The following is a 24350-nucleotide window of genomic DNA, read 5'->3' on the forward strand; positions in this document are numbered from 1 at the left end:
AACCATGACTATCGGTTTGACGCTCGCGCGAGACGCAGCTCCACCGCCTGCGCATGGGCATCGAGACCTTCGATTTTCGCAAGAGTTACCGCTGTCGGACCAAGGCGTGCCAGACCCTTTTGCGTCAGTGTCTGCACGGACATACGTCGCTGGAAGTCGGCGAGACCCAGGCCGCTATAATTGCGCGCATAGCCATAGGTCGGCAGCACGTGATTGGTTCCAGAGCAATAATCTCCGATGGGCTCCGGGGTCCACTCGCCGAGGAACACGGATCCCGCGTTGCGCAATCGCGGTAACCACTTCTCTGGTTCGCGACATTGCACAATCAAATGCTCAGGCGCATATAGATTCGCGATATCGATGGCTGCGCCGAAGTCACTGACACAGATGATGCGCAGGTTGCGTATCGAGGCCGCGAGTATCTTGCGGCGCGACAAACGACGCACCTGGTTCCGCAACTCAGCAACCACCATTCGCGCTATCGAGCGGGACGTCGTCACCATGATTGCCTGCGCCGATGCATCATGCTCGGCCTGGGCGAGAAGGTCAGCAGCCGCGAATTCGGCACGCACGCTTGCGTCCGCTATGACCATGACTTCTGATGGTCCGGCCGGCAAATCGATGGCGGCACCACGCGGATCATTGGCAACCTGCTGCTTGGCTTCCGTTACCCAGGCGTTGCCGGGGCCGAATATTTTGTCGACCCTTGGGACCGACTCCGTCCCATAAGCCATCGCGGCGACGGCTTGCGCACCGCCCACGCGAAAGATCCGGGTGACACCGCAATGTTGCGCAGCGTAGAGCAAGGCCGGGTGAATTGATCCATCAGCGCGTGGCGGCGTGCATAGAATGCCAACCGCGCATCCTGCAAGCCTGGCCGGAACAGCCAGCATGATTACGGTCGATGGCAACGGCGTCGCGCCCCCTGGCGCATATAGTCCGACGTTTTCTATCGGTCTGACCAGGCTTTGACACCTGACGCCGGGCATGATGTTGACTGTGATGTCATCGCGCCGCTGGGCCTCGTGAAATAACGTCACATTGTCGATCGCTCGCTGGATCGCATCCCGTTCATCGCGCTGAAGTTGACCAGCCGCGGCCGCAATTTCCTCCTGGTCGATTTCCATTTGCGCAAGCTCGACGTTGTCGAACTGCACTGTGAAACGAGCGACCGCGCGATCGCCCTTCGCCCGGACCTGAGCGATTATTCGAGCAACCTGATCGCGCATTTCTGCGCGCCCCTGCATGGCCGGGCGCGCCAGGGCGATTTCGCGCTGGCGCGGTGTAAGCTCATTCCACAACAGCACTTGCATTGGTCAGGCCAGCATTTTCTCGACCGGCAGAACCAGCAGCGAACTGGCGCCGGCCTTCTTCAATCCCTCCAGGGTCTCCCAGAAAACGTTTTCGCGGCATACGGCGTGAATCGCCACGCGATCCGGTGCGCCATCGAGTGGAATGATCGTTGGTGATTCGCTGCCCGGGAGGAGCTTGCGGATTTCCGGCAAGGCGTGTCGCGGTGCGTGGAGCATGATGTACTTGCTCTCCTTGACTTGCTCGACACCTTCGATTCGCAGGAGGAGTCGTTCCACCCAATTGGCTTTCTCGGCAGGCAACGGGACCTGCGTCCTGATCAAAACGACCTTGCTTTCGAGCAGCGTTTGTACTTCTGTCAGGTGGTGGGCGGCGAGCGTCGAGCCTGTCGATACCAGATCACAGATGCAATCGGCGCGTCCGAGTCTTGGCGCGATTTCGACCGCCCCGGAAAGCACGACGATGTCCGCTTGCACACCCGCGCTATCGAGATGTCTGCGCAGGAGATTTGGATAGCTGGTCGCTATACGCCGGCCCTGCAACCAGCGAGGCCCAGTGTACTGCTCGGAGTTCGGCACGGCGATGGACAGCCGGCAACGACCAAAATCAAGCTCCCGCAGAATCTGAAAGCGCGGTGCCGTGCCGTTTGCCTGCAGACCGAGCCGCCGTTCCTCAAGTACATTCAGGCCAATCAGCCCGAGATCGCACACATCCTCCTGAACGAGATCCGTGATGTCGTCGTCACGAACGAACAGGACATCGAGCGGCATGTTCTCGCCGTAGCCCATCAAATGATCCTTGCCCCGCACGAGTTTCAGGCCACATCGTTGCAGCAGGTCGATGCATGGGTCGGTAAGGCGTCCGGATTTCTGAATCGCGAGTCGCAGGCGCATGCTCAACCGCCCCCCTGGTTGCCAAGCCGATCGCGTACGAGTTGATAACCGCCGTTTCCTGCCAGCAGGAAACGGGCCACTCGACCGATGGTAGTGACCGAAACGCCGGTTGCCTCGTGAATCTTGCGATAGGGCAAGCCGCGTTGCAGAGGCTCGACTACGGCCCAGCGATCTGCAAGGGCCTGCAACTCAGCGGGTGTGCATAGATCGCGAAAGAACGCGCGACACTCATCGACGCTACGAAGGGTGAGTATGGCGGAATAAAGCTGGCGCTCGGCATGCGCTTCCTGTCGGGCGCTTTGGGCACGGTGGGTTTTCATGGTGTACAATAATGTATTAACGCGCTATTACAATATATTACAGCGGCTGCCGGCAGAGGTCAAGAGGCCCCGGGCAAGGCAGCTTGACAGCGCCCCCATCCGCAAAAGTACAATCCCCGACACTCATCGAGACCGGTTGAGGGATAGGCCCTTGGACGCCGGGGCAACCTGCGCGACTAACCATCGCGTCAAGGTGCCAACTCCTGCAGCGGATGACGCCATCCGCGACAGATGAGCGATTGCGTAGCCGCCGTTTGCGGATGGTCGCAACATGGTTCGCCTGCTCAGGCGGATTCGCTCAAATGGTGACTCGATGCGATGAATTGCCCACACGACGGCGCGGCAATGTTGGACAAGCATGGAGTTCGCATTGAAACGAGAGCATTTCGCGGCCATTTCCGCCAACGATCCACGCGCATCTGCGACTGGCATCGAACCCGGTGACAGCCCGGATCAGGACGGTGTCCTGGTGCTGCCTGGACAACTACGACTACATCACGGCGGCGAGTTGCAGGACGTGCGCGTCGGTTGGCGCCTCAGCGGTCCGGCCGGTGCTCCGGTTGCCATGGCACTGGGCGGGATATCGGCGGGCCGCAACGTGTGCGGGAACTCGGCCGCATCCCGTGGCTGGTGGGCTGACGTCGTCGGAAAGGGGCAGGCGCTCGATTCAAACAGGCTTCGGATTCTGTCCTTCGATTATCTTGGCGGCAGCGGCAACACGGTTTCGGGTGATGAGGCACCAATGCCCTCCATATCGACCTACGACCAGGCGCAGCTGGCGCTCGCGCTGCTCAATCACCTCGGTCTGCGCGCATTACACGCCTTCGTCGGGGCGTCCTACGGCGGCATGGTCGGCCTTGCATTCGCCGAGCGTTATCCCGACCGATTGTCGCGGCTGATCTGCATCTCCGCGGCAGACCGAAGCGATCCGCTGGCCACCGGCTGGCGCGCGGTGCAGCGCCACATCGTTCGTCTCGGCGAACGCACCGGCGAGGCGAGGGCGGCCCTCGAAATTGCCCGTGCGCTGGCGATGACAACCTATCGCAGCCGGGAGGAATTCAGCGCTCGCTTCGGGCGGCAGCCGACTTTGCAGGATGGCCGTCATGTTTTCCCGGTCGAGGAATACCTGTTGTCGCGGGGCGGACAATACGCGTCACTTCACCGGCCGGATGCATTTATCTGCCTATCCGAGTCGATCGATCTGCACGCAGTCGACGCAACGCGAATTTTCACGCCGACGACGCTCGTTGCGGTACGCGAAGACCAGCTCGTTCCGGTTGCCGACATGCGTGCAATGGCGGCACGACTACCGCACGCCCAATTGTCCGAAATTTCATCCGTGTTCGGGCACGACGCCTTTTTGAAGGAGGTGGCACAACTACGGGCGGTATTTGCGAAAGCGCTCGGGGAATTGCCATGAGCCGATCCAGGAGACGTCCATCGACCATCGCGGTGCGAGCAGGGCTCGAGAGCGACCCGACAACCCGTGCGGTGGTCCCGCCGTTGCACTTGAGTTCCACGTTTGCCTTTCGAGGCTTCAATGACAAGGGCCCTTACGATTACACGCGCTCGGGTAATCCGACGCGGGATCTGCTTTCGAGCGCCTTGACCGAGCTCGAAGGAGGTGCCGGCGCCGTCGTCACTGCGACGGGCATGGCGGCGATCACATTGGTCGGACAGTTGCTGCCAACAGGTGCGCGAATCGTTGCACCCCATGACTGCTATGGCGGCACTTTCCGACTGTTCCAGGCGTGGCGAAGGACCGGACGCTTCGCCGTCGATTTCATCGACTACGCGGACCATACCGCATTGGCTCGAGCGCTGGGCACGGCCTGCGACCTCGTATGGATCGAAACGCCGAGCAATCCGTTGCTGCGGATCACCGACATTGAGCAAGTGGTCGCTCTTGCCCACGGGCGCGGAGCGCGCGCCGTCGTCGACAACACCTTTCTTTCGCCATTGTGGCAGCAACCACTGCGCCTCGGCGCCGATCTCGTCGTCCACTCGACCACAAAATACCTCAATGGTCACAGCGATGTCGTTGGCGGCGCCGTCGTTGCCGCAACCCGCGAATTGTCCGATGAGCTCGCATGGTGGGCCAATTGTCTTGGCCTGACCGGTGCGCCTTTTGACAGCTATCTCACACTGCGCGGCCTGCGAAGCCTGTCCGCCAGAATGCAAGTCCACGAGAAGAATGCCGTTGAACTCGCCCAGTGGCTCGGCACGCGGCGCGAAGTGCTCAAGGTGTATTACCCGGGTTTGGCCAAACATCCGGGTCACCTGGTGGCTCGGCGCCAACAAACGGGATTCGGTGCAATCATCACGATCGAAATCGCGAACGGTGCGCGTGGCGCCAAGGCGCTGGTCGAGAATCTGCGATTGTTCTCGCTGGCCGAATCGCTGGGCGGCGTCGAGAGTCTGGTTGCCCATCCTGCCACTATGACCCACGCGGCGATGGAGCCCGAAGCGCGTGCGGCCGCCGGTCTGGTTGATGGCTTGCTGCGCCTGTCGGTCGGAATCGAGGACGTCGAGGACCTGCGCGATGACCTGGCGACGGGCCTCGATCAGATCAGATTGGGTTAGCCGTACTCGCAGCGAGCTCGGCCAGCACGGCCGCGCCCGCTTCGCGCGTCGATACCGGGCGGCGATCCGGCGAGGCGATGTCGGCTGTACGAAATCCCTGCGCTATCGCGCGTTCGACTGCCGTCTCGATCATGGCCGCTTCATCCTCGAGGCCAAGCGAGTACCGCAGGAGCAGGGCACAGCTCAAAATCGTTCCATAAGGATTGGCAATGCCCTTGCCAGCGATATCGGGCGCGGACCCGTGGATTGGCTCATAAAGTCCACGCCGACCGTCGCCAAGTGATGCCGATGGCAGGACACCAAGCGAGGCTGCGAGCATTGCTGCCTCATCCGTCAGGATGTCGCCAAACATGTTCTCGGTCAGCAGAACATCGAAATCCCGCGGCCGCTTCAACAAATGCATGGCCGCGGCATCGACCAACATGTGCTCGAGGGTGACATCAGGGTACTCCGTGTGCAACACCCGCTCGACCACCTCGCGCCACAGTCGCGACGTCTCGAGGACATTCGCTTTGTCGATCGAGGTCACGCGGCGCTTGCGGGCGCCGGCGAGCCGCCCGGCAACCCGGGCCACGCGTTCGATTTCGGGGACGCTGTATTCACACAGATCGCGCGCCACGGCGCTGTCGCGATACTTCTCGCCAAAATAGATGCCACCGGTCAGTTCGCGCACGAAAAGCAGGTCGACATCCTGCACGACCTGCGCCTTCAATACCGACGCATCGATCAGGGCAGGCATCGATCGAATCGGGCGCAGGTTGGCAAATACACCGAGCCGTCTGCGCAAGACAAGGAGTGCTTGCTCCGGGCGCATCTGCGGTGCAGCCGTTTGCCATTTCGGACCGCCAATGGCGCCCAAAAGCACGGCATCGCTCGCTAGGCAAAGGTCGAGCGTCGTTTTCGGCAGTGCTTCGCCGTGACGATCCGCAGCGACACCACCAAAATCCGCGCTTTCCAGGGTGAACTCATGACCGCGGCGGGTGGCGACTGTGCGAAGGACGGCGACGGCCTCAGCCATGACCTCCGGGCCGATACCGTCGCCCGGCAGCACAGCAATGCGCGCGATCATGCCAGCCTGGCTTCGTAGCTCTCTATGGCCGACTCTTGCGCGAGAAGATAGCCGAGTTCATCTATGCCATTCAAAAGGCAGTAACGCGCAAATTCCTCGAGTGTGAAGCCCGCGGTTCCACCACTGCCCATGCGTAGCTCGCCGGCCTCGATGTCGATTTCGACTTCCGCGCCTGGATGATCCAGCAACCAAGCGTGCGCCCTTGGCTCGACGATGACCGGAACCAGGCCGTTCTTCAGCGAGTTATTGCGAAATATGTCGGCGATCTGCGTGCTTATGACCGCCTGGAAGCCGTAATCGAGGAGCGCCCATGGTGCGTGCTCGCGTGACGATCCGCAGCCGATATTGGGCCCGGCCACGAGGATCCGGCAGCCGCGCACCGCGGGTTGGTTGAGAATGAACTCGGAACGCTCCAGACCGTCCTTGTCGTAGCGCCAGTCGGCAAAGAGGTGCTGGCCGAGACCGGTCTTTTCCGTGGTAGTCAGAAACCGCCCCGGAATGATCTGATCGGTGTCGATGTTGGCCGCTGGCATCACGACAGTGCACGATTTGATCAGTTTGATGCCGTTCATGGTTCGCTTCCCGCCGCAGGGTCTACTGTAGGAAATCGCGAGGATCGGCAATCTTGCCGCGCACGGCCGACGCAGCAGCCGTTGCCGGCGAGGCCAGCAACGTGCGCGCGCCGACGCCCTGACGCCCCTCGAAATTCCGGTTGCTCGTGCTCACCGAATATTCGCCGCGGTCGACTGTGTCGCCGTTCATTCCCAGGCACATCGAGCACCCAGATTCTCGCCATTCGGCGCCGGCATCCAGGAATATCTTGTGCAAGCCCTCGGCTTCGGCTTCGGCTTTCACGGCCTGCGAGCCCGGCACGACCAGCATGCGCACGTTCCTGGCAACCTTGCGACCACGCATGACGCTGGCCGCCGAACGAAGATCCGACAGGCGCCCATTGGTACAGCTACCAACGAACACAACGTTGATGGATTTTTCGGTGAGGCGCTCACCCGGCGCGAGACCCATGTAGGTGAGAGCGGCCCGCTCGATCGCGCTGGGCTCATGATCGGGCACATGGCCGTTGACCGCCACGCTCATTCCCGGGTTCGTTCCCCAGGTGATCATGGGCTGAAGTTGGCCGGCATCGACCGCAACGCTTCGGTCGAATCGAGCACCGGGGTCGGTTGGCAGCGTGCGCCAGTGGGCTATAGCGCGCTCCCAGTCCCCGCCCTCCGGCGAGCGTGCACGGTTTCGCAGATAGTCGAAAGTCGTCTGATCGGGAGCAATCATGCCGGCGCGTGCGCCCGCCTCAATGCTCATGTTGCACACCGTCATGCGCTCGTCCATATCGAGCGATGCTATCGTGGGACCTCGGTATTCGATGACGTGCCCGGTGCCACCATCCACACCGATTTGATTGATGATCGCGAGTATCAGGTCCTTGGCGCTGACGCCGGTCGGCAAGGCGCCCGTGACTTCGATGGCCAGGGTTTTTGGCTTGCGCTGCAACAGGCATTGCGTCGCCATTACGTGACCGACTTCGGTCGTGCCGATGCCAAATGCCAGTGCCCCGAACGCACCGTGCGTGCTGGTGTGACTGTCGCCGCACACGATGGTGCGACCGGGCTGCGTGAGGCCAAGCTCCGGCCCGATGATATGCACGATCCCGCGACGCTTGTCCTTCAGGTCGAGAAGTTCGACACCGAATTCACGGCAGTTCTTTTCGAGTTCAGCAACCTGGTGGGCAGCCGATGCGATACTGATAGGAACTCCGCCGAAGACCTGTTCGGTACGGGTCGGCGTAGCATGATCCATCGTCGCCACGGTCTTGTCCGGCCGACGCAGTTTGAGGCCGCGCTGGCGCAAAACCGCGAAGGCCTGCGGCGATGTCACTTCGTGAGTGAGATGCAAGTCGACATAGAGTACTGCCGGCGTAGCGGCCGTCTCGGCGACCACCTCATGACTGGACCAGACCTTTTCGAAAAGTGTTCGCGCGGCCATATGTGCCGGGTCAGCCGTCTACTGCCATCGGACGCGCGTTCATGTCGACGTAGTCGAGCCAACCGTGTTTGTCCGTGCGGCTGCCATCGAATAGCCCGAAGAATGCGCCTTGCAGCAACTTCGTGACAGGCCCGCGCTTGCCATCGCCTATCATGAGGCGATCGACTGAACGGACCGGCGTGACTTCGGCGGCCGTGCCGGTCATGAACAGCTCGTCGGCCAGATAGAGCATTTCGCGTGGAATAGTGGTCTCGCGCACTTCGATACCAGCCTCCCTGGCAAGGCAAATGACCGAATCGCGGGTAATCCCTGCGAGGACCGAGTGGCCGAAGCCGGGAGTCAGGATGGTGCCATCCTTGACCAGGAACAGATTCTCGCCGGCACCTTCGCTGACCGTACCGTCGGCCGCGAGCCCGATGCCTTCGGCGAAGCCGAGACGCTTGGCCTCCATGCTGATGAGCTGGCTCGACAGATAGTTGCCACCCGCTTTCGCCATGGCCGGGAGCGTGTTCGGAGCAACCCGATTCCACGACGATACGCAGACATCGACACCTTCGGCCTCGCTATCCTGGCCGAGATACTTGCCCCATTCCCACGCCGCCACAGCAACTTCCGTTGGCGGATCGATGGCTGGTGCAACCCCAATCTCTCCATAGCCACGGAATGCGACGGGTCGGATATACGCACCCCGGCCAAGTCCATTGGCCGAGACGACCGTGCGGCAGGCCGCGCTGATCGCGTCCGCATCAAATGGCAGCTTGATACGGTAGATCTTTGCCGAGTCGGCAAAGCGGCGTGAATGGTCCTTGAGGCGGAAAATCGCAACGCCATCGGGTGTCGCATAGGCACGCACACCTTCGAATACGGAACTGCCGTAATGCAACGCATGCGAAAGCACGTGCACCGTGGCTTTCTCCCAATGAACCAGTCGGCCGTTGAACCAGATGTATTTCGTGGCAGGAATGGGCATTTGGTCTGTCTCGCTGTGCCGTCGGTCAATTCGCTGCAGCAGCGGCCGGTTGGCGGTGCTGCTGCAATCTCTGACCCAATTCGATCCGATTTATTACTTCCAGAAACGCGAGCGCGCTCGCCTCGACAATGTTCGTGCTGACGTTGCTGCCGCGGTAACTTCGCTCATTGTACTCCACGTAGACGACCGCTTCGCCTTGCGCATCCTCGCCCTCGGAAACGCTGCGTAATTCGAATTTCGTCAAATCGACATCGATACCCGTGGCCGCCTCAATCGCCTTGAACGCCGCGTCAACCGGCCCGTCACCTATGGCATCGCGCTGCACCTGCCGGCCATCGACATGCGCCAGACGCACGGTAGCGCGCGCCGGCTCGCGATTATCCGCCGCAGTAACCAGCTGCAGCATCGACCAGGGTCCATCGTCCAGACCCTCAGCATGCAGTACCAGCGCTTCGATGTCGCCGTCGAACAATTCCTTCTTTTTATCTGCGAGCATTTTGAATGACTCGAAGACCCGATTGAAATCTCCCTCGTCGAGCGCAAAACCAAGCTGCTGGATGCGCTCACGAAGCGCGTGACGGCCACTGTGCTTGCCCAGCACGAGGTTGCTTCGCGACAACCCGACATCCTGCGGCAGCATGATCTCGTAGGTCGAGTGGTGCTTCAGCATGCCGTGCTGGTGGATACCCGATTCATGTGCAAAGGCATTCTCGCCCACCACGGCCTTGTTACGCGGTATCGGCATGCCGGTGATACTTGCCACCAGGCGCGAGGTGGGGTAGAGCCGCTTGCTGTCGATGCCGGTCGACAGGCCGAAAAAGGCCTCGCGCGTGCGAATGGCCATCACGACTTCCTCCAACGAGCAGTTACCCGCTCGCTCGCCGATTCCGTTGATGGTGCACTCGATCTGGCGGGCACCGGCAACGCAAGCCATCAGACTATTCGCAACCGCCATGCCGAGGTCGTCGTGGCAATGCACAGACAGGCGCACCTGGTCGATGCCGCGCACTTCCTTGCGAAGATAACGGAATAGCTCGGCGAATTCGTGAGGTACCGTATAGCCGACAGTGTCGGGGATATTGACGGTCGTGGCGCCAGCGGCGATCACCGATTCGACTACCTCGGCGAGAAACTCGAGTTCCGTGCGTGATGCATCCTCGGGAGAGAACTCGACATCGTCGCAGAACTCGCGCGCTATTTTCACGCCTTCGACGGCCGCGCGCAGGATTTCCTCTTTGGCCATGTTCAGCTTGTACTGCCGGTGTATGGCGCTCGTCGCGAGAAAGACATGCAAGCGGTGCCGCGGCGCGGGAGCAAGGGCCTTCGCTGCCAGCTCGATGTCCGAGCGATTGCAGCGGGCAAGGCCGCAAATCGTCGAGCCTTGCACGTCGCGCGCTATGGCGTTCACCGCCTCCCAGTCGCCCGGTGACGCTGCAGGAAAGCCTGCCTCGATGACGTCGACACCCAGATCGGTGAGTGCCCGAGCTACGCGCAGCTTCTCGGTCTTGGTCATGCTGCAGCCCGGCGATTGCTCGCCGTCGCGCAACGTCGTATCAAATATGAGCACTCGTTCGGGTTGCGATGTCATGGTATGGCTTCCAGTTATTTGCCGGACTCGTTCAACCAGGGCATGCGCGCGCGCAGTTTTGCCCCTACCTTCTCGATTGGGTGACGCAGATCCGCCGCCAGCATCTTCTTGTACTTGCGTCGCCCGGTGGCATTTTCACGGATCCATTGCCGTGCGAATTTGCCGTCCTGGATCTCACCGAGAATCTTCTTCATCTCGCGTTTGGTCGCGCTGTTGACCACGCGCGGCCCGCGGGTGAGATCGCCATACTTGGCAGTTTCGCTGATGAATTCGTGCATTTTGGTTATGCCGCCTTCGTGCAGCAGGTCGACGATCAATTTCAATTCGTGCAGGCATTCGTAGTAGGCGGCAGCCGGCTGGTAACCCGCCTCGACGAGCACCTCATAACCCTTCACCACCAGTTCCGTAGCGCCGCCGCAAAGCACCGCCTGCTCGCCGAAAAGATCTGTTTCCGTTTCCTCGGCGAATGTCGTTTGCAGTACGCCACCACGGGTGCCGCCGATGCCGTGCGCATAGGCGAGGGCGCGGGCGTGGGCGCATCCGGTCGCATTTTGCGAAACTGCCACCAGGCAAGGAACGCCGCGGCCCTGTTGGTATTGGCGGCGCACCAGATCGCCTGGTCCTTTCGGCGCGATGAGCACGACATCGAGATCCTTGCGCGGCTTGATTTGCTTGAAATGAATGTTGAAGCCGTGGGCGAACAACAGGGTGGCGCCGCGTTTCAGACTTGGCAGGATCTCTTTGTAGAGCGACTTCTGCGCCAGATCCGGAACCAACATTGCAACCAGGTCCGCACCTGCGACCGCCGCCGCCGGCGCCGCCGTCTTCAGGCCATCGCGCCGCGCTTTGCGCGCGCCCGCACCGCCCGCACGTACTCCGACAACGACATCGAAACCACTGTCTGCAAGGTTCAGAGCATGTGCGCGACCCTGACTGCCGTAGCCCAAAATGGCAATGCGCGCGCCTGCCAGCGCCTTACGATCAACGTCTTTCTGCGAATAGAGCTTCATCGATTTCCTCTCCGAAAAAATCCTCAAAACTGACACGCCATAGTCAAAACCCCGCATCGGTGTTCGCCGGTGCGGGGTTTTGTATGGTGTCCTGCTTCGCTAAGGTCTGTTAGGCAGGCGTCCCGCACCGGCTCGCTGCAAGTAGCAGCAGGCCAAGTACCGGCAGGACGAGGGCAGCCTCGCGGGAAACCGATCCGGTTTCGAGCGCCAATGGAGCTATGCGAGCTGCAATTGCCATATCTTTGGATGTCACCACATTGGCACACCCCAAGTCAACCGGCTGAATGCCCGCGCCCGGGCCAACGGCGTCACGGATATTGGCTAAGCTTGCCACCGTGACCGATTCCGGCAATTCCGTTGCACCCCGCCACCTGCTGCTGCTGGTCGCAATCACGCTGGTATGGGGATTTAACCTGATAGCCGCAGTTGAAGGCGTCCGCCAGCTCCCACCGCTGACGTTTGCATTTTTGCGCTTTGCCGTGGTTGCTGTCCTGCTATTGCCATTGCTGCGTTTCCATCGCGGCGCGATGGGCGCAATGGTCTCAGCGGCACTATTGGCCGGGGGGCTGCATTTTGGATTGCTCTTCGTGGGCCTCAGCACGGCGGTCAGCGTGAGCTCGGTGGCCATCGCGAGCCAGCTCGGAGTGCCATTTGCGACCTTGCTATCGGTCGCGTTGCTCGGCGAGCGCATTCGCTGGCGCCGATGGTGCGGTATCGCGCTCGCGTTCGCGGGGGTAATCGTCATGGGCTTCGACCCGAGGATCTTCAGCAACTGGCAGAGTCTCTCGCTGGTCGTACTGTCTGCGTTCATTGGCGCGCTCGGGCTCATCGCCATAAAGAAGCTGCAAGGTTTCGGGGCACTTGAACTCCAGGCCTGGCTGTCCTTGATCAGTGTGCCGTTGCTGCTGGCGCTGGCATGGGTATTCGAAGGGCCGCCGTTGGAAGCTGCAATGCGCGCACCAATGAGCGCCTGGCTATCCGTCCTCTATACTGCGATTGGCGCGAGCCTGTTTGCGCATTCGAGCTTCTATTACCTCATTCGCCGTTATCCGGTCACCAGCCTTGCACCAATGACCACGCTGTCGCCGGTATTCTCGGTCATGTTCGCGACGACCTTGCTGCATGATCCATTGAGCACACGAATCATTGCCGGGGGTATCCTGACGGTGGCCGGAGTGGCGATCGTGACCCTGCGTGAAGGACGGATCGCGGAGGCCGCCAGCTGATGGATTTCAGTGGTCTTGGACCATCCGCAGTGCAACCGTCGCTGATCGAGCGCGCGATACTGCGACGTGAAATCCTGCCGTGGGCCTTGCTTGGCGTAACGCTCGGACTTGTCGAGGGTGCGACTGCGGCGGTCCTCGTCAAGGAAACTTTCGCCGGCGCGGCAAGCCCCACCAGCGTCAACGTGGCCGTGAGCCTCGTGAGCGGCGCACCCGCAATGGCCAATGTCGTGAGTTTCGCCTGGGCAAACATCGCGCACGGCCGCGCGCGCGTGCAATTGGTCGTTGCGCTGCAGGCATTGTTCGCGCTTTTTGTCGGCCTCGTCGGCCTGGCGCCGTCCGCCGCAGGCGGACTCGTCTTCGCAGTGATGTCGATCCTGCTCGCACGCACGCTCTGGGCCGGCGTTTTGACCGTGCGCGCGAGCGTGTGGATCAGCAACTACCCGCGGCGCGTCCTGGCTCGGATAACCGGACGCATCGTGACCTTGAGTTCGCTTACCGTGGCAGCGTCCGCTGCACTTGCCGCGACTGTGCTGGGCACTGGAAGGGTCGAAGCGCGCTGGCTATATGGCCTTGCGTCCCTGTGCGGATTGCTCGCTGCATGGCTCTATCGACACACGCGTGTCCGTCGCGAGTTTCAGTTGCTGCAGGCGGAAACCCGGGTGCTGCGCCGTAGCGAGCCTTTCAGCCTGGCGATGCTGCGCCAGATCCTCCGTGAGGATCCTGACTATCGCAGCTACATGTCCTGGATGGCCATCTACGGCGCTGGCAACCTGATGCTCGTACCCATACTCGTGGTCTTGATGACCGATCATCTTGGCATCCCGGCTGCGCAGCAGATTGCGTTGTTATCGGTTGTGCCACTCGCGGCCTTGCCGCTGGCGATTCCCGCCTGGGCAAGGCTTTTCGAGGGCGTGCATATCGTCGAGTACCGCGCGCTGCAAAGCTGGGCAATGGTGGCCGCGATGGTGCTGCTTTTCTGTCCGGCATTCTTCGGTTGGCCCAACCTGCTGTGGCTCGGCGCCGTGGCTCTTGGCGCAGCGCTCGCCGGCGCCAATCTCGGCTGGAATCTCGGCCACAATGATTTTGCGCAGCCGGGCAGGGCGCAGCATTACATGGGCGTACATGTCACGCTGACCGGCGTGCGTGGCATGTTTGCGCCATCGATCGGCATCCTGTGCTACGAACTACTCGAGTCGTGGCATGCCGGCAGCGGGCGATTTGCGCTATTGTTGCCGTTCACACTGACGGTCGCGGGTGCGTTCGGCTTCGGGTTGCAGGCTGAGCAACTCAGGGCGCGAGGCGCGCTCGTGCAGTCGCAAAAAAAGTACAAACCCTGATCAGGCATTGCAGACCACCGATGAAGCGCAAGAAAAGAAGTAAAGACAAGCATGACCCGCGGCATTACTCGGCGCTCGTCGTCGATGGTGTCAAGCAGACCGCGTCGCGCGCAATGCTGCGGGCCGTCGGGTTCAATGACGACGATTTCGCACGGCCACAGATTGGCATCGCATCGACTTGGGCTAACGTCACGCCCTGCAATATGCATATCGGCGATCTCGCGAGCCGAGCGGAGCGTGGCGCGAATGCGGCGGGCGGCAAGGCACTCGTATTCAATACGATTACCGTTTCGGACGGCATCTCCATGGGTACGCCGGGCATGCGTTATTCGCTGGTCTCGCGCGAAGTCATCGCCGATTCCATCGAAACGGTCGTCGGCGCGGAGGGTTTCGACGGTTTTGTCGCAATAGGCGGCTGTGACAAGAATATTCCCGCCTGCGCGATGGCGATCGCGCGCTTGAACCGGCCGGCCGTATTCGTATATGGGGGCACGATACGACCCGGCGCCGGCCATACCGACATCGTGGCCGTATTCGAGGCAGTCGGCTCTTTCGCCGCAGGTCGTATCGATCACAATGAACTGACACGCATCGAGCGTGTGGCGATCCCGGGGCCGGGCAGCTGCGGCGGGATGTACACCGCAAACACAATGGCATCGGCGGTTGAGGCGCTGGGCCTCAGCCTGCCCGGCAGCTCCGCGCAGGAAGCCGTGAGCGAGGCCAAGCGGGCGGATTGCGAGCGTGCCGGCGCGGCTGTCGTTGCGATGGTCAGGTCCGGCCTCAAGCCGCGGGATATTCTCAGCCGTCGGTCATTCGAGAACGCCTTTACAGTCGCAGTCGCGCTCGGCGGATCGACCAATGCCGTTTTGCACCTGCTTGCGATCGCACACGAGGCGGGAGTTCGCCTGACCCTCGATGATTTTGCGCGCATCGGCAAGCGCGTACCGGTCCTGGCAGACCTGCGCCCGAGTGGCCGTTACCTGATGTCCGAACTGATTGCCATCGGCGGTATCCAGCCATTGATGAAAGAGCTTCTGGCACGCGGCCTGCTGCATGGCGAATGCCTGACCGTGACCGGGAAGACGTTGGCGGAAAACCTGGCCTCGAGCAGCCACTACCCGCAGCAGCAGGAGATCGTGCAGCCTTTTGATCGACCCATCAAGAAAGACTCGCATATAGTTATTTTGTATGGAAATTTGGCGCCGGAAGGCGCCGTCGCAAAAATCACGGGCAAGGAAGGATTGCGTTTTTGCGGGCGCGCCCGGGTGTACTCGGGCGAAGAGAGTGCCACCGCCGCCATCCTGGGCGGTAAGGTCAAGGCCGGCGATGTCGTCGTCATTCGTAATGAAGGCCCACGCGGCGGGCCCGGCATGCGCGAAATGTTGAGCCCCACGGGTGCCATCATGGGCCGAGGCCTCGGAGACAAAGTGGCTCTCATTACGGATGGGCGTTTCTCCGGCGGTAGCCATGGGTTCGTGGTCGGCCACATCACGCCCGAGGCGGCGGTTGGCGGCCCGATCGCCTGCCTGCGCAATGGCGATCGCATAACCATCGATGCGGTCGAACGCCGTATCGACGTTGCGCTCAGTCGGGCGCAAATGCGTGAACGCCGCAAAAGCCTAGGAAAAGCAGCACCGCCGGCACCGCGCGGCGTCCTCGGCAAATATGCTGCGACGGTTTCAAGTGCATCCAGGGGCGCGGTCACGACTTGAGTTATGTGCACACGACCGTGGCGGCGGCGGCAGGGCCAATCCTGCCGGCCGAAGGAATGGTTGTCAGTCGGCAGAGGCCACGGTAGAGTGAGCGCCGGCCACGCAGTCCGGGGCGAGCGTTGGCCGTGGGTTACATAAACAAACTGCAGGGGATTTTAAAGTCGGCTGACCCGACCAGAGCGTCAGCCGCGTTTAGAAGTCAAGGCTGAGAGTGCCGGGCGGTTGCGCTATTGCGCAATCGACGATTCGGGTTACCCTCGGGCTTTATTGTCCGTACAACTTAGAGACGCTGACAGGTACACATGGCGGCATACGCACAAGACACTTCATTTTTCTCGCGGCGCGGTCTGGTCTTTCTCGCCGTTGTCGGTTTTCACGTCCTGATGGTGTGGGCCCTTGCCTCGGGGCTAGCGCGCAAGGTGGTCCAGGTGATCGCGCAGCCGCTCGAGACCGACATCATTGACGAGATCGAAAAGCAGGACGAGCCGCCGCCACCGCCGCCACCCGAACTCGAACGCCCGCCGGTCGAAGTGCCGCCACCGGATATCCAGATCAATATCCCGATGGAGACCTCCACCAGCACGGCTATTACCGACGTAACGGACAAGCCGGTGCCCAAGGCGCCGCCGCCGCCACCGCCGCCCAAGGCACGCAAGGCGCCGTCCCTCGATGTGCGGCGATCCCCGTCCACGGATGATTACTACCCACCGACCTCCAAGCGTCTCGAGGAAGAAGGCGTGGTCACGGTCAACGCCTGTGTCGACGCAAGCGGTCGTACCTCGGGCGCAACGGTCGAGAAGTCGTCGGGTTTCGGCCGCCTCGATGAAGCCGCAGTCAAATGGGCCAATCGGGCGCGCTGGAAGCCTGGCACGGAAGACGGACAACCAGTCGCCATGTGCCAGGCATTCAATGTACGGTTCAAGCTGACCAATTAACGGATACACACAACGGGTGGCATGGCAATGCTGCCCGTTTTTTCAATAGCAGAGGAAATCATGCAACACAGTGAAGATACTGCAGTCGTAGACAACCCATATGGCCTGCAAGCCCTTTGGGAACAAGGCGATTTTGTCGCAAAAGGCACGCTGATCATTCTGGTGATCATGTCGTTCTTCTCCTGGTACATCATCGCCACCAAGCTCTGGGACCAGCGCAAGCTGCGCCAGGCGAGCAAGCGCGTCGAGAAGCAATTCTGGAACGCGGGCTCGGTCAAGGAGGCCGTCGAAAAGCTCCCGAAGGGCGACGCATTTCGGCTGATGGCCGAGGATGGCCTGCGGGCAGCCTCGCATCACGAGGGCCGGCTGACGGATCGCATCGATCTTCACGAGTGGATCACCATGTCGCTGCAGCGCGCTGGCGAGGGCATCAACTCGCACCTGCAGGGTGGCTTGTCCTTCCTCGCGACCGTCGGCTCCACCGCACCCTTCGTCGGGCTGTTCGGCACCGTTTGGGGCATTTACAACGCGCTGATCGCCATAGGCATCTCAGGCCAGGCGAGCATCGACAAGGTCGCGGGTCCCGTCGGTGAAGCGCTCATCATGACGGCAATCGGCCTGTTCGTCGCGGTGCCTGCGGTCATGGGTTACAACTGGTTGCTGCGTCGCAACAAGGGCATCCAGGAATCCGTCAAGCACTTCACCGGCGACCTGCACGCCTATCTGGTCAGCGGTGCACGAGTTGCTGCCGAAGGTGGCTCCGGCGGTGCGCGCGCAGCGGCACCAGCGGCCAAGCGGTAACCGCTGATTTCCTCAGCTAGCGAGCGGGGCTTAAATCCATGAGCATGAGCGTAGGTTCACCGGACGATGGCGATGAAGGCAAAGCGATGTCGGAGATCAATACGACTCCGCTTGTCGACGTCATGCTGGTGCTGTTGATCATCTTCCTGATCACTGTTCCGGTCATTACCCAGACGGTCAAGGTCGACCTGCCCAAGGCGGTCAATATCCCGACCCAGACCAAGCCGGAGAACATCACCATTGCCATTGACGCGGCGGGCAACGTCTACTGGAACGCTCGCCTGGTTTCGGACCGGTTGCAATTGCTCGAGGAAGTCAAGCGGGTGGCTGTGCTGCAGCCGCAGCCCGAGGTGCATATCCGTGCCGACAAGTCGACGCGGTATGAAGCCGTGGGCCGGGTGATCTACACAGTGCAGCGCGGCGGCATCGTCAAGCTCGGGTTCATCACCGAACCCGATCGCGGCATCCGTGGCACCCGCTTCTGATCAGGAGATAGAACATGTCGATGTCTGTAGGTAGCGATAGTGGCGACGACTCAATGGTGGATATCAACACCACGCCACTGATCGACGTGATGCTCGTGTTGCTCATCATGTTCATCATCACGCTTCCCATCATGACGCATGCGGTCAAGCTCGATATGCCGCGCGGCGACAATCCTCCGCCGCCCGTCAGACCCGAGGTCATCGACATAGAAATCGACTTCGACGGCACGATCGTCTGGAATGGCACTCCGATCAGTGGCATCGCGGCGCTCGATGGCTATTTCAGCCAGGAATCGGACAAGGATCCACAACCGGAATTGCACATTCGTCCGGACAAACGTGCCCGTTATGATGCTGTCGCCAAGGTATTGGCTTCCGCGCAGCGCAACCGGATGCTCAAGATCGGCTTCGTAAATACGGCCGAATTCGGCTTCTGAGATCTGATTCCACGCGCTGGATGGCCTTGATTGGCCATTCAGCGCGTGTTCATATGTACAGGTCAAAATGTGTATGAGAGGACCACCAGGTCCGCTCGATTGACCGCAAATTGCAGTGAGGAATTGACATGCAAAGAGCTTTACTGACAGGAAAGCTGTTCCGATCGTCCGTCCTGGCGACCATGCTGGCGGCGCTGGCAATTTTTGCCGTAACCACACAGCCGGCACAGGCGCAGAAGAAGGCCACGGTCAGCAAGGCGCTGGCGAAACCCCTCAAGGCGGCTCAGGACGCCATGGGCAAGAAAGACTGGCCGACCGCACGCGCAAAGCTGCGCGAGGCCGAAGCCATGTCCGGGCGCAGCGATTTCGATGATTTCACGATCAACGAAATGATCGGCTACGTCGCCGTGCGTCAGGGCCAGTACGGCGAAGCCGCCGAAGCGCTCGAGAAGAGCTTCAACTCACCGCATTTCGACAAGGCACAGACTGCCTCCCGTCTCAATGCACTCTCGCAATTGTTCTACCAGGTCAAGAACTACGGCAAGTCCATCGAATATGGCAACCGCGCCATCCGCGGCGGCACCGCGGACGAGGACATGTACACGCTTGTTGGCCAGGCCTACTACGTCACCAAGGACTACAAGAACACCATACGCCTGCTGGGCGGCTACACGAGCGACGTCGCCAAGCGCGGCCGCACGCCCAAAGAGCAGCATTTGCAGCTCGTCCTCAGCTCCTGCATCAACCTCAAAGACAATGCCTGCGTCACGGACTCGCTGGAGAAGCTGGTCGCGTACTATCCGAAGGAGGACTACTGGCAGAATCTGGTTGCATCCCTGTTTGCTTCGACCGGCAACGATGACCGTTTGCTCCTGAACGTGTTTCGACTGGCTGTCGAAGTCAATGCAATGCGCCGGCCGGAGGACTACACGGAGATGGCGCAGCTTGCCATCGAGAAAGGCTCTCCAGGCGAGGCCCAGTCAGTCCTCGAAACCGCATTTGCACGCAAGGTGTTCACGGACAAGCGTGAGATCGACAAGAACCAGCGCCTTCTGGACCAGGCCAAGAAACTCGCGGCGACGGACAAGGCAAGTCTGAAAAAGGTGGAAGCGGAAGCCGCAGGAGCCAAGTCCGGTGAAGCGGCTGTGAGGGTTGGACAGGCTTACCTGAGCTATGGTGATTACGCCAAGGCCTCGGCGTTGATTCAGCAGGGCATCGGAAAAGGTGGCATCAAGAACGCCGAGGAAACCCAATTGCTGCTTGGAATTGCCGAGCTGAAGAATGGCCAGAAAGCTGATGCCATCAAGGCATTCAAGGCCATCAACGGCAGTGACAGCTATAAGCGCATTGGTAATCTCTGGGCACTACACGCCGGTTGACCAGCGATTTCTGAAGCGGATTCGAAAGTCCGCAATGGTCGAAAAAACGCCGCCCTCCGGGCGGCGTTTTTTTGTCGACTACGCGCCCGGTTCATCCTCGCCACATAACAACCGTGCCGGGCATTGTGCGTGTCGACGAACGTGCGCCGTTCGGGTGACGAAAAAAAGCCGCCGCCCGAAGGCGGCGGCGGAGCATCGATCTGCCTGACGGGATTAGCGGCGATCGCCGAATCGATAGTTGAAATTGATGGACCAGCGGCGCGGGTCCTGGATATAGGGCAACTCGGCAAGAACCGACACGATCTGGTCCTCGTTGGTGCAGTTGCTGCAGTTGGCTTGAACGGTCCACCCGGCATCCTCGTTCGCGAGCTGGATGCCCGCATTGAAGACCGTGTAGGAACCGACCAGGGAGATGGGCGTGCCGCTCGTACCGACGTTGTTGGCGCCGACATGCTGCGCCACGATGGAGGGCGTCAAGGTCAGTCGGTCACCAATGTGGAAACGATATTTGGCAAGCCCAGTTACCGTGTCGGGCACTCTCACCGGCTCGGCAATCTTGCCCTGCGGGTCGACGATGCCGGCCGCGCACAGATTGGCTGTCGAACCGCCCGATTGCAATGCCGCCAGACAAGCCTGCTGCTGAGCGGCGATCAGTGGGTCGAGATTCGTGTATTCAGCGCTCTGGAAGCCAAAAGTCAGTCCCAGCTCGAGATCGTCTACAGGCTGGAACCGTATGTCACCCTCGATACCCTTGTTTTCCATGTCGGCGAAATTCTGAGTAATGAAGGTCGGTCCTGTCGGACCATTGATTGCCGATGGCGTCTGCAGGTCTTTGACATCGAGGAAAAAGGCCGTGAGGTTGATCAGCACCCGGCCATCGGCCAGCGTGGAGCGCGTCCCCAGTTCATATGACCAGGCTTTTTCCGGATCGAACGGCAGGATGGCGCCCGGAAAAGTGCCGCGGGCATTCCAGCCACCCGACTTGAAGCCATTGGTCGCAGACAGGTAGAAATTGGTGTTCTCGGAGGTATTGAACTTCAACGCGACCCGGGGCGTGAACTGGCTGGTTGATTGCGACAGCGGTATGAACGGCGCGGTGCTGCCCGCCGAGGTCGTCGGGTTGGTCGATCCGACTCGGGTGGCCGCTATATTCGCGGAATTGACCCGGGTGACCGCCGAAGGTGCCGCAAGCGCGGGATTCGCGTTTGAGGTGAATTCGATTTCCTTGTCCTCATCCGTCCAGCGCCCGCCCACGGTCAATTGCCAACGATCGTTCAGATTGAAGTCCCACTGCGAATAGGCAGCGATCGCCTTGGCCGTATTGTCGAGGATGCGGTCCTCAAGTATGAGCGGGAAGGGAATCGTGCCCCCGCCGAGCGCCAGGAAGAACAGGTCGCCGAAATCCGTGTGATTGTCTTCCTTGAAATAGAACAACCCGGAAGTGTGGGTAATTCGCTCACCCAGGGTACCGACCAGCTTGATCTCTTGCGAGATCTGCTTGTGCTCACCCTCATTTGCAATGACGAACCCCCCGGTCGGGAATCCAACGAAGGGCGCCGGTGTGCCGTTGAAGAAGTCGAGCGCAAAGTCCTGTTGTAGCTTGCGATAACCCGTGATGAAATTGAATTCACCCAGTCCCGTCTTCAGCTGAACGTTCGAGGTGAGCGCAACGTTCTTTACCTCGTTCCCCAGGGGGTAATTCTGCTTGTTGCCGGTGAAACGGCCAACCAGCGTGGACTGATCGCTGCGCATACCGGTGCAGGTAAAGCGCGAGCTGGTGGCGCCGACGCCCGGCGGGCAGCGAGCGGCGATATTCGCTATCGCCGCCGTGGCGATGCCGGGTGCCTGCTGCGGACCGCCGCTACTTGAGAAATTGAGCAGGTTTGCGCCGTCGTCCTTGCCATATTCGACGCCGAGGTCCCAGGTGGCCGAGTCCGACAGCAGGAATCGCAGATCGCCATGTACACCGATCGATTTGCGATCGTTGATGCCGTCTTCATTGGTGACCGGGTTCCACACATAGCCGTCGTCCTTGACGGAATAGAACGAGAGCTTGCTCAGCACCCGATCCGAAATCGGCAGATCAACGGTGCCGCGCATGCGAAACCTTCCGAACTGGCCAAAGCCGGCTTCCATGTAGCCGCCAAATTCCGGCGACGGCTTGCGAAGGCGGATAATGACCGCGCCCCCGGTGGTGTTGCGGCCGAAAAGCGTTCCTTGTGGTCCGCGCAGGATCTCGATGCGCTCGACGTCGAACAGCCCGAAGTTATTGGCGTTCTGGCGGCTGACGAATATGTCGTCGATATAGGTCGCGACCGGCGGGTCGAAGGTGGCGATCGATTCGGTGTTGCCAAGACCACGAATATAGTAGCCATTGGCGGTACCAAGACCGGTGTTGTTGAACGTCAGGGCGTTCGGGATGAGCGGGGCGATGCCGATCGCCTCGGTAATGTTGAGCTGGCTGAGCTGTGCATCCGTCACAGCCGTAATGGCCAGAGGCACGTCCTGCAATTTTTCGGTACGTCGCTGTGCCGTTACAGTGATTTCCTCGAGCAGGCTGCCGCTGCTCGCTGTGCCTTCCTGTGCGATCGTTACCTGGGAGAACAAACTCGCGAGGAGTTGGCTGGCCAAAGCCAGGCCGAATCGTATTCGGGTCATGGAGTCTCCATTGTTGTTAAGACGCAACAAACGCGGACGAATGTCCGTACAAGCCTAGCGCGCATTGGATAGCTTGACCAGTGGCAGCTGACGGCCGTCCGGCATCGACTGCCATGTGCGGCGATGACGAACGAGGCGGTCAGTCAATGACGGCCGCGATCACGTCGGCCTCGCTACGCGGGCCATCCGGACGGGTTGCCTCATCGAGCTCAGCCTGAAGGATTCGAAGCACCCGGGCGATATATTCACTACGGCTCCTTTCACGGCGCTGTTCCTCGGCGGCATCGGGCTGATACGCGTCGACGGCGTCCGCAGCAAGCACCCGATGGCGTACCAACAGCCGCTCGAGCGTGGCCAGGCGGTCACGGGTGACTGAGAGTTCCTCCATCAGGCTCAGCGTCATGGCCAGCAGTTTGTCGGTAGCCGGGTCGGCAAAATATTGGGGCCGCTTGCCTTTGGGGATGCGCGCGAGTCTCACTGCCTCGCCTGCTGGCTCGGCGACTGGCGCCTTCGCACGACGCGACCGGGCCGTTGTATTTCGCTTTGCGCGATTTGTCTTCTTGGTCATAGGCATTCCATCGGAGCCATCAGCGCTGCGCGCAGAGGATTTTCCACCGGAAGCTCCGCGAGTAGAGGTGGCGGGTCTTCCCGGCACCCGGGTCGGCACCGATCAGCGAGGTTGCATCAGGCGCAAAACCCGCTTGCACTGCATGCGCCGCAAGATCAGCTTCGGTCAGATAGCCGGCGAAGGTCTCATTGTTGTTGTAAGTCTCCCAGTTGTACATGAACTTCTCGAACGGTGTATCGCCCCTCGGGATCTCAAGGTGCAGCATGATACCGCCGGGTCTCAGCAATCGGTGGCACTCGCGCAGAATGTTGCCCAGCGCCAGACGCGAGGTTTCATGCAACATGATGTGCGAGAGCACGAGATCGAAACTCGCCGTGGCAAAATCCGTTTGTTCTGCATTTTGCTGCGAGAAATTAACGGCGATCCCGAGCTCCTGGCTTCGCTGATGGCCATAACGGAGCATCGGAGCGGCAACGTCGATTGCCTGCAGGTCTGCCTCGGGATAGCGTCGTGCCCATGCGACGCTGTTGTTGCCTATCCCGCAGCCCATGTCGAGAATTCGCTCGGGCCGCCGTTCGGCGAATTGTCGTGCGTACCAGTCGCTGAGGAATCGACCCATGCCGTCGTGAAGCAAGCCGGGCGAATCCGGCTGGTAGATGCTGAGAGCGCGTTCATACAGGGCGCCGGAAGCGACATCACCGGCACCTCGGTCGCTGTGGTAGCCGCCCGGTTGCAGATGAATGTCGGCGGCGACGTGGTAGCGTGGTATCGGCAGTCCGGAATCGAGTCGCAGACTCCCCAGCGGCCGCGTTCGTCGCGATGCAGACTCATCCGCGCGCGTCGCGAGAGTGGCGTCGGTCTGTTCGACGGAGTCGGCCACGGCCGACCACATCATTTCCTGGCTCAGACGCTGGGTCGCGCTCCAGAACTGGTAGTAGCCATCCTGGGTCATGAGCTGGCGTACTTCGGTTGACGTTGCCGGTGGCCGACCGTTTGCCGCCATGAAGCGCGGCAATACGCGGCGCTCGAACATCAGTTCGTTGCCGGGCATGACATTTCGCGACAGGTGC

At 60.9% G+C, this 24350-nt stretch carries 22 protein-coding genes and 1 riboswitch; of the genes, 10 read left to right on the top strand and 12 right to left on the bottom strand.

Annotated features, from left to right (window positions below; translation table 11 throughout):
- Nucleotides 1-8: 8 nt before the first annotated feature.
- The 3 genes from hisD to R3E77_09195 are packed head-to-tail and all read right to left on the bottom strand — an operon-like array spanning nt 9 to nt 2524.
- Nucleotides 9-1313 (bottom strand): histidinol dehydrogenase, encoded by a 1305-nt coding sequence (gene hisD, locus R3E77_09185; protein MEZ5499585.1) that lies wholly within the window; start codon nt 1311-1313, stop codon nt 9-11.
- Nucleotides 1314-1316: 3 nt separating this feature from the next.
- A complete protein-coding gene (gene hisG, locus R3E77_09190) occupies nt 1317-2204 on the bottom strand; it encodes an ATP phosphoribosyltransferase (GenBank protein ID MEZ5499586.1) in 888 nt (295 codons plus the stop codon).
- Between the two features lie 2 nt (nt 2205-2206).
- A complete protein-coding gene (locus tag R3E77_09195; protein MEZ5499587.1) occupies nt 2207-2524 on the bottom strand; it encodes a YerC/YecD family TrpR-related protein in 318 nt (105 codons plus the stop codon).
- Between the two features lie 120 nt (nt 2525-2644).
- Nucleotides 2645-2762, top strand: a riboswitch (SAM riboswitch).
- A 132-nt stretch (nt 2763-2894) separates the two neighbouring features.
- Between R3E77_09195 and R3E77_09200 the strand changes: the two genes are divergently transcribed.
- Both R3E77_09200 and metB read left to right on the top strand, forming a co-directional pair.
- The gene (locus tag R3E77_09200; GenBank protein MEZ5499588.1) at nt 2895-3944 is read left to right on the top strand and encodes a homoserine O-succinyltransferase; all 1050 of its coding nucleotides are present in this window, start codon (nt 2895-2897) and stop codon (nt 3942-3944) included.
- Complete coding sequence (gene metB, locus R3E77_09205; GenBank protein ID MEZ5499589.1) at nt 3941-5107, top strand: cystathionine gamma-synthase; 1167 nt, start codon at nt 3941-3943, stop codon at nt 5105-5107. The genes R3E77_09200 and metB overlap by 4 nt, the downstream gene beginning before the upstream one ends.
- Here metB and leuB read toward each other — a convergent pair.
- Genes leuB through ilvC form a run of 6 tightly spaced genes read right to left on the bottom strand, consistent with a single transcriptional unit; the run spans nt 5094 to nt 11742 of the window.
- On the bottom strand, nt 5094-6176 hold the full coding sequence (leuB, locus tag R3E77_09210; protein ID MEZ5499590.1) for a 3-isopropylmalate dehydrogenase: 1083 nt from the start codon (nt 6174-6176) through the stop codon (nt 5094-5096). The genes metB and leuB overlap by 14 nt on opposite strands.
- Entirely contained in the window at nt 6173-6748 is a 576-nt protein-coding gene (gene leuD / locus R3E77_09215) for a 3-isopropylmalate dehydratase small subunit (GenBank protein MEZ5499591.1), read from the bottom strand. The genes leuB and leuD overlap by 4 nt, the downstream gene beginning before the upstream one ends.
- 22 nt (nt 6749-6770) lie before the next feature.
- Nucleotides 6771-8174 (bottom strand): 3-isopropylmalate dehydratase large subunit, encoded by a 1404-nt coding sequence (gene leuC / locus R3E77_09220; protein MEZ5499592.1) that lies wholly within the window; start codon nt 8172-8174, stop codon nt 6771-6773.
- A gap of 10 nt (nt 8175-8184) precedes the next feature.
- Nucleotides 8185-9144 carry a branched-chain amino acid transaminase gene (locus R3E77_09225; protein MEZ5499593.1) on the bottom strand — a complete coding sequence of 320 codons (960 nt, stop codon included), beginning with the start codon at nt 9142-9144 and terminating at the stop codon, nt 8185-8187.
- 25 nt (nt 9145-9169) lie between these two features.
- Nucleotides 9170-10732: a 2-isopropylmalate synthase gene (locus tag R3E77_09230; protein ID MEZ5499594.1), complete on the bottom strand. Its 1563-nt coding sequence runs from the start codon at nt 10730-10732 to the stop codon at nt 9170-9172.
- Nucleotides 10733-10746: 14 nt separating this feature from the next.
- Nucleotides 10747-11742 (bottom strand): ketol-acid reductoisomerase, encoded by a 996-nt coding sequence (ilvC, locus tag R3E77_09235; GenBank protein ID MEZ5499595.1) that lies wholly within the window; start codon nt 11740-11742, stop codon nt 10747-10749.
- A 335-nt stretch (nt 11743-12077) separates the two neighbouring features.
- Here ilvC and R3E77_09240 point away from each other — a divergent pair, with 335 nt between their 5' ends.
- From R3E77_09240 to R3E77_09275, 8 genes are all read left to right on the top strand, one after another.
- Complete coding sequence (locus tag R3E77_09240; protein ID MEZ5499596.1) at nt 12078-12968, top strand: DMT family transporter; 891 nt, start codon at nt 12078-12080, stop codon at nt 12966-12968.
- Entirely contained in the window at nt 12968-14305 is a 1338-nt protein-coding gene (locus R3E77_09245) for a hypothetical protein (GenBank protein MEZ5499597.1), read from the top strand. The genes R3E77_09240 and R3E77_09245 overlap by 1 nt, the downstream gene beginning before the upstream one ends.
- A gap of 20 nt (nt 14306-14325) precedes the next feature.
- Nucleotides 14326-16017 (top strand): dihydroxy-acid dehydratase, encoded by a 1692-nt coding sequence (gene ilvD, locus R3E77_09250; GenBank protein ID MEZ5499598.1) that lies wholly within the window; start codon nt 14326-14328, stop codon nt 16015-16017.
- A 302-nt stretch (nt 16018-16319) separates the two neighbouring features.
- The gene (locus R3E77_09255) at nt 16320-16952 is read left to right on the top strand and encodes an energy transducer TonB (GenBank protein MEZ5499599.1); all 633 of its coding nucleotides are present in this window, start codon (nt 16320-16322) and stop codon (nt 16950-16952) included.
- Nucleotides 16953-16973: 21 nt separating this feature from the next.
- Complete coding sequence (locus R3E77_09260) at nt 16974-17753, top strand: MotA/TolQ/ExbB proton channel family protein (protein MEZ5499600.1); 780 nt, start codon at nt 16974-16976, stop codon at nt 17751-17753.
- A gap of 38 nt (nt 17754-17791) precedes the next feature.
- Nucleotides 17792-18238, top strand: a complete 447-nt coding sequence (locus tag R3E77_09265; protein ID MEZ5499601.1) for a biopolymer transporter ExbD — start codon at nt 17792-17794, stop codon at nt 18236-18238.
- Nucleotides 18239-18252: 14 nt separating this feature from the next.
- Nucleotides 18253-18675, top strand: coding sequence for a biopolymer transporter ExbD (locus R3E77_09270; GenBank protein ID MEZ5499602.1), 423 nt, complete (start codon nt 18253-18255; stop codon nt 18673-18675).
- A gap of 128 nt (nt 18676-18803) precedes the next feature.
- The gene (locus R3E77_09275; GenBank protein ID MEZ5499603.1) at nt 18804-20054 is read left to right on the top strand and encodes a tetratricopeptide repeat protein; all 1251 of its coding nucleotides are present in this window, start codon (nt 18804-18806) and stop codon (nt 20052-20054) included.
- 213 nt (nt 20055-20267) lie between these two features.
- Here R3E77_09275 and R3E77_09280 read toward each other — a convergent pair whose 3' ends face one another.
- The 3 genes from R3E77_09280 to R3E77_09290 all read right to left on the bottom strand — a co-directional run bounded on the left by R3E77_09280 (nt 20268) and on the right by R3E77_09290 (nt 24331).
- Nucleotides 20268-22712 carry a TonB-dependent receptor gene (locus R3E77_09280; protein MEZ5499604.1) on the bottom strand — a complete coding sequence of 815 codons (2445 nt, stop codon included), beginning with the start codon at nt 22710-22712 and terminating at the stop codon, nt 20268-20270.
- A gap of 139 nt (nt 22713-22851) precedes the next feature.
- Complete coding sequence (locus tag R3E77_09285) at nt 22852-23190, bottom strand: hypothetical protein (GenBank protein MEZ5499605.1); 339 nt, start codon at nt 23188-23190, stop codon at nt 22852-22854.
- Between the two features lie 109 nt (nt 23191-23299).
- The gene (locus R3E77_09290) at nt 23300-24331 is read right to left on the bottom strand and encodes a class I SAM-dependent methyltransferase (protein ID MEZ5499606.1); all 1032 of its coding nucleotides are present in this window, start codon (nt 24329-24331) and stop codon (nt 23300-23302) included.
- Nucleotides 24332-24350: the final 19 nt, after the last annotated feature.

The sequence above is a fragment of the Steroidobacteraceae bacterium genome (genome assembly GCA_041395505.1).
Lineage (GTDB): Bacteria > Pseudomonadota > Gammaproteobacteria > Steroidobacterales > Steroidobacteraceae > JAWLAG01.

Bases quoted from the DNA above. Each gene is read 5' to 3' on its own strand.
- ilvD (MEZ5499598.1), top strand. From the start codon at position 14,326: ATGAAGCGCAAGAAAAGAAGTAAAGACAAGCATGACCCGCGGCATTAC.
- R3E77_09260 (MEZ5499600.1), top strand. From the start codon at position 16,974: ATGGCAATGCTGCCCGTTTTTTCAATAGCAGAGGAAATCATGCAACAC.
- leuB (MEZ5499590.1), bottom strand. From the start codon at position 6,176: ATGATCGCGCGCATTGCTGTGCTGCCGGGCGACGGTATCGGCCCGGAG.
- R3E77_09275 (MEZ5499603.1), top strand. From the start codon at position 18,804: ATGCAAAGAGCTTTACTGACAGGAAAGCTGTTCCGATCGTCCGTCCTG.
- R3E77_09270 (MEZ5499602.1), top strand. From the start codon at position 18,253: ATGTCGATGTCTGTAGGTAGCGATAGTGGCGACGACTCAATGGTGGAT.
- metB (MEZ5499589.1), top strand. From the start codon at position 3,941: ATGAGCCGATCCAGGAGACGTCCATCGACCATCGCGGTGCGAGCAGGG.
- R3E77_09195 (MEZ5499587.1), bottom strand. From the start codon at position 2,524: ATGAAAACCCACCGTGCCCAAAGCGCCCGACAGGAAGCGCATGCCGAG.
- R3E77_09290 (MEZ5499606.1), bottom strand. From the start codon at position 24,331: ATGCCCGGCAACGAACTGATGTTCGAGCGCCGCGTATTGCCGCGCTTC.
- ilvC (MEZ5499595.1), bottom strand. From the start codon at position 11,742: ATGAAGCTCTATTCGCAGAAAGACGTTGATCGTAAGGCGCTGGCAGGC.
- R3E77_09255 (MEZ5499599.1), top strand. From the start codon at position 16,320: ATGGCGGCATACGCACAAGACACTTCATTTTTCTCGCGGCGCGGTCTG.
- R3E77_09280 (MEZ5499604.1), bottom strand. From the start codon at position 22,712: ATGACCCGAATACGATTCGGCCTGGCTTTGGCCAGCCAACTCCTCGCG.
- hisG (MEZ5499586.1), bottom strand. From the start codon at position 2,204: ATGCGCCTGCGACTCGCGATTCAGAAATCCGGACGCCTTACCGACCCA.
- hisD (MEZ5499585.1), bottom strand. From the start codon at position 1,313: ATGCAAGTGCTGTTGTGGAATGAGCTTACACCGCGCCAGCGCGAAATC.
- R3E77_09265 (MEZ5499601.1), top strand. From the start codon at position 17,792: ATGAGCATGAGCGTAGGTTCACCGGACGATGGCGATGAAGGCAAAGCG.
- leuC (MEZ5499592.1), bottom strand. From the start codon at position 8,174: ATGGCCGCGCGAACACTTTTCGAAAAGGTCTGGTCCAGTCATGAGGTG.
- R3E77_09245 (MEZ5499597.1), top strand. From the start codon at position 12,968: ATGGATTTCAGTGGTCTTGGACCATCCGCAGTGCAACCGTCGCTGATC.
- leuD (MEZ5499591.1), bottom strand. From the start codon at position 6,748: ATGAACGGCATCAAACTGATCAAATCGTGCACTGTCGTGATGCCAGCG.
- R3E77_09225 (MEZ5499593.1), bottom strand. From the start codon at position 9,144: ATGCCCATTCCTGCCACGAAATACATCTGGTTCAACGGCCGACTGGTT.
- R3E77_09230 (MEZ5499594.1), bottom strand. From the start codon at position 10,732: ATGACATCGCAACCCGAACGAGTGCTCATATTTGATACGACGTTGCGC.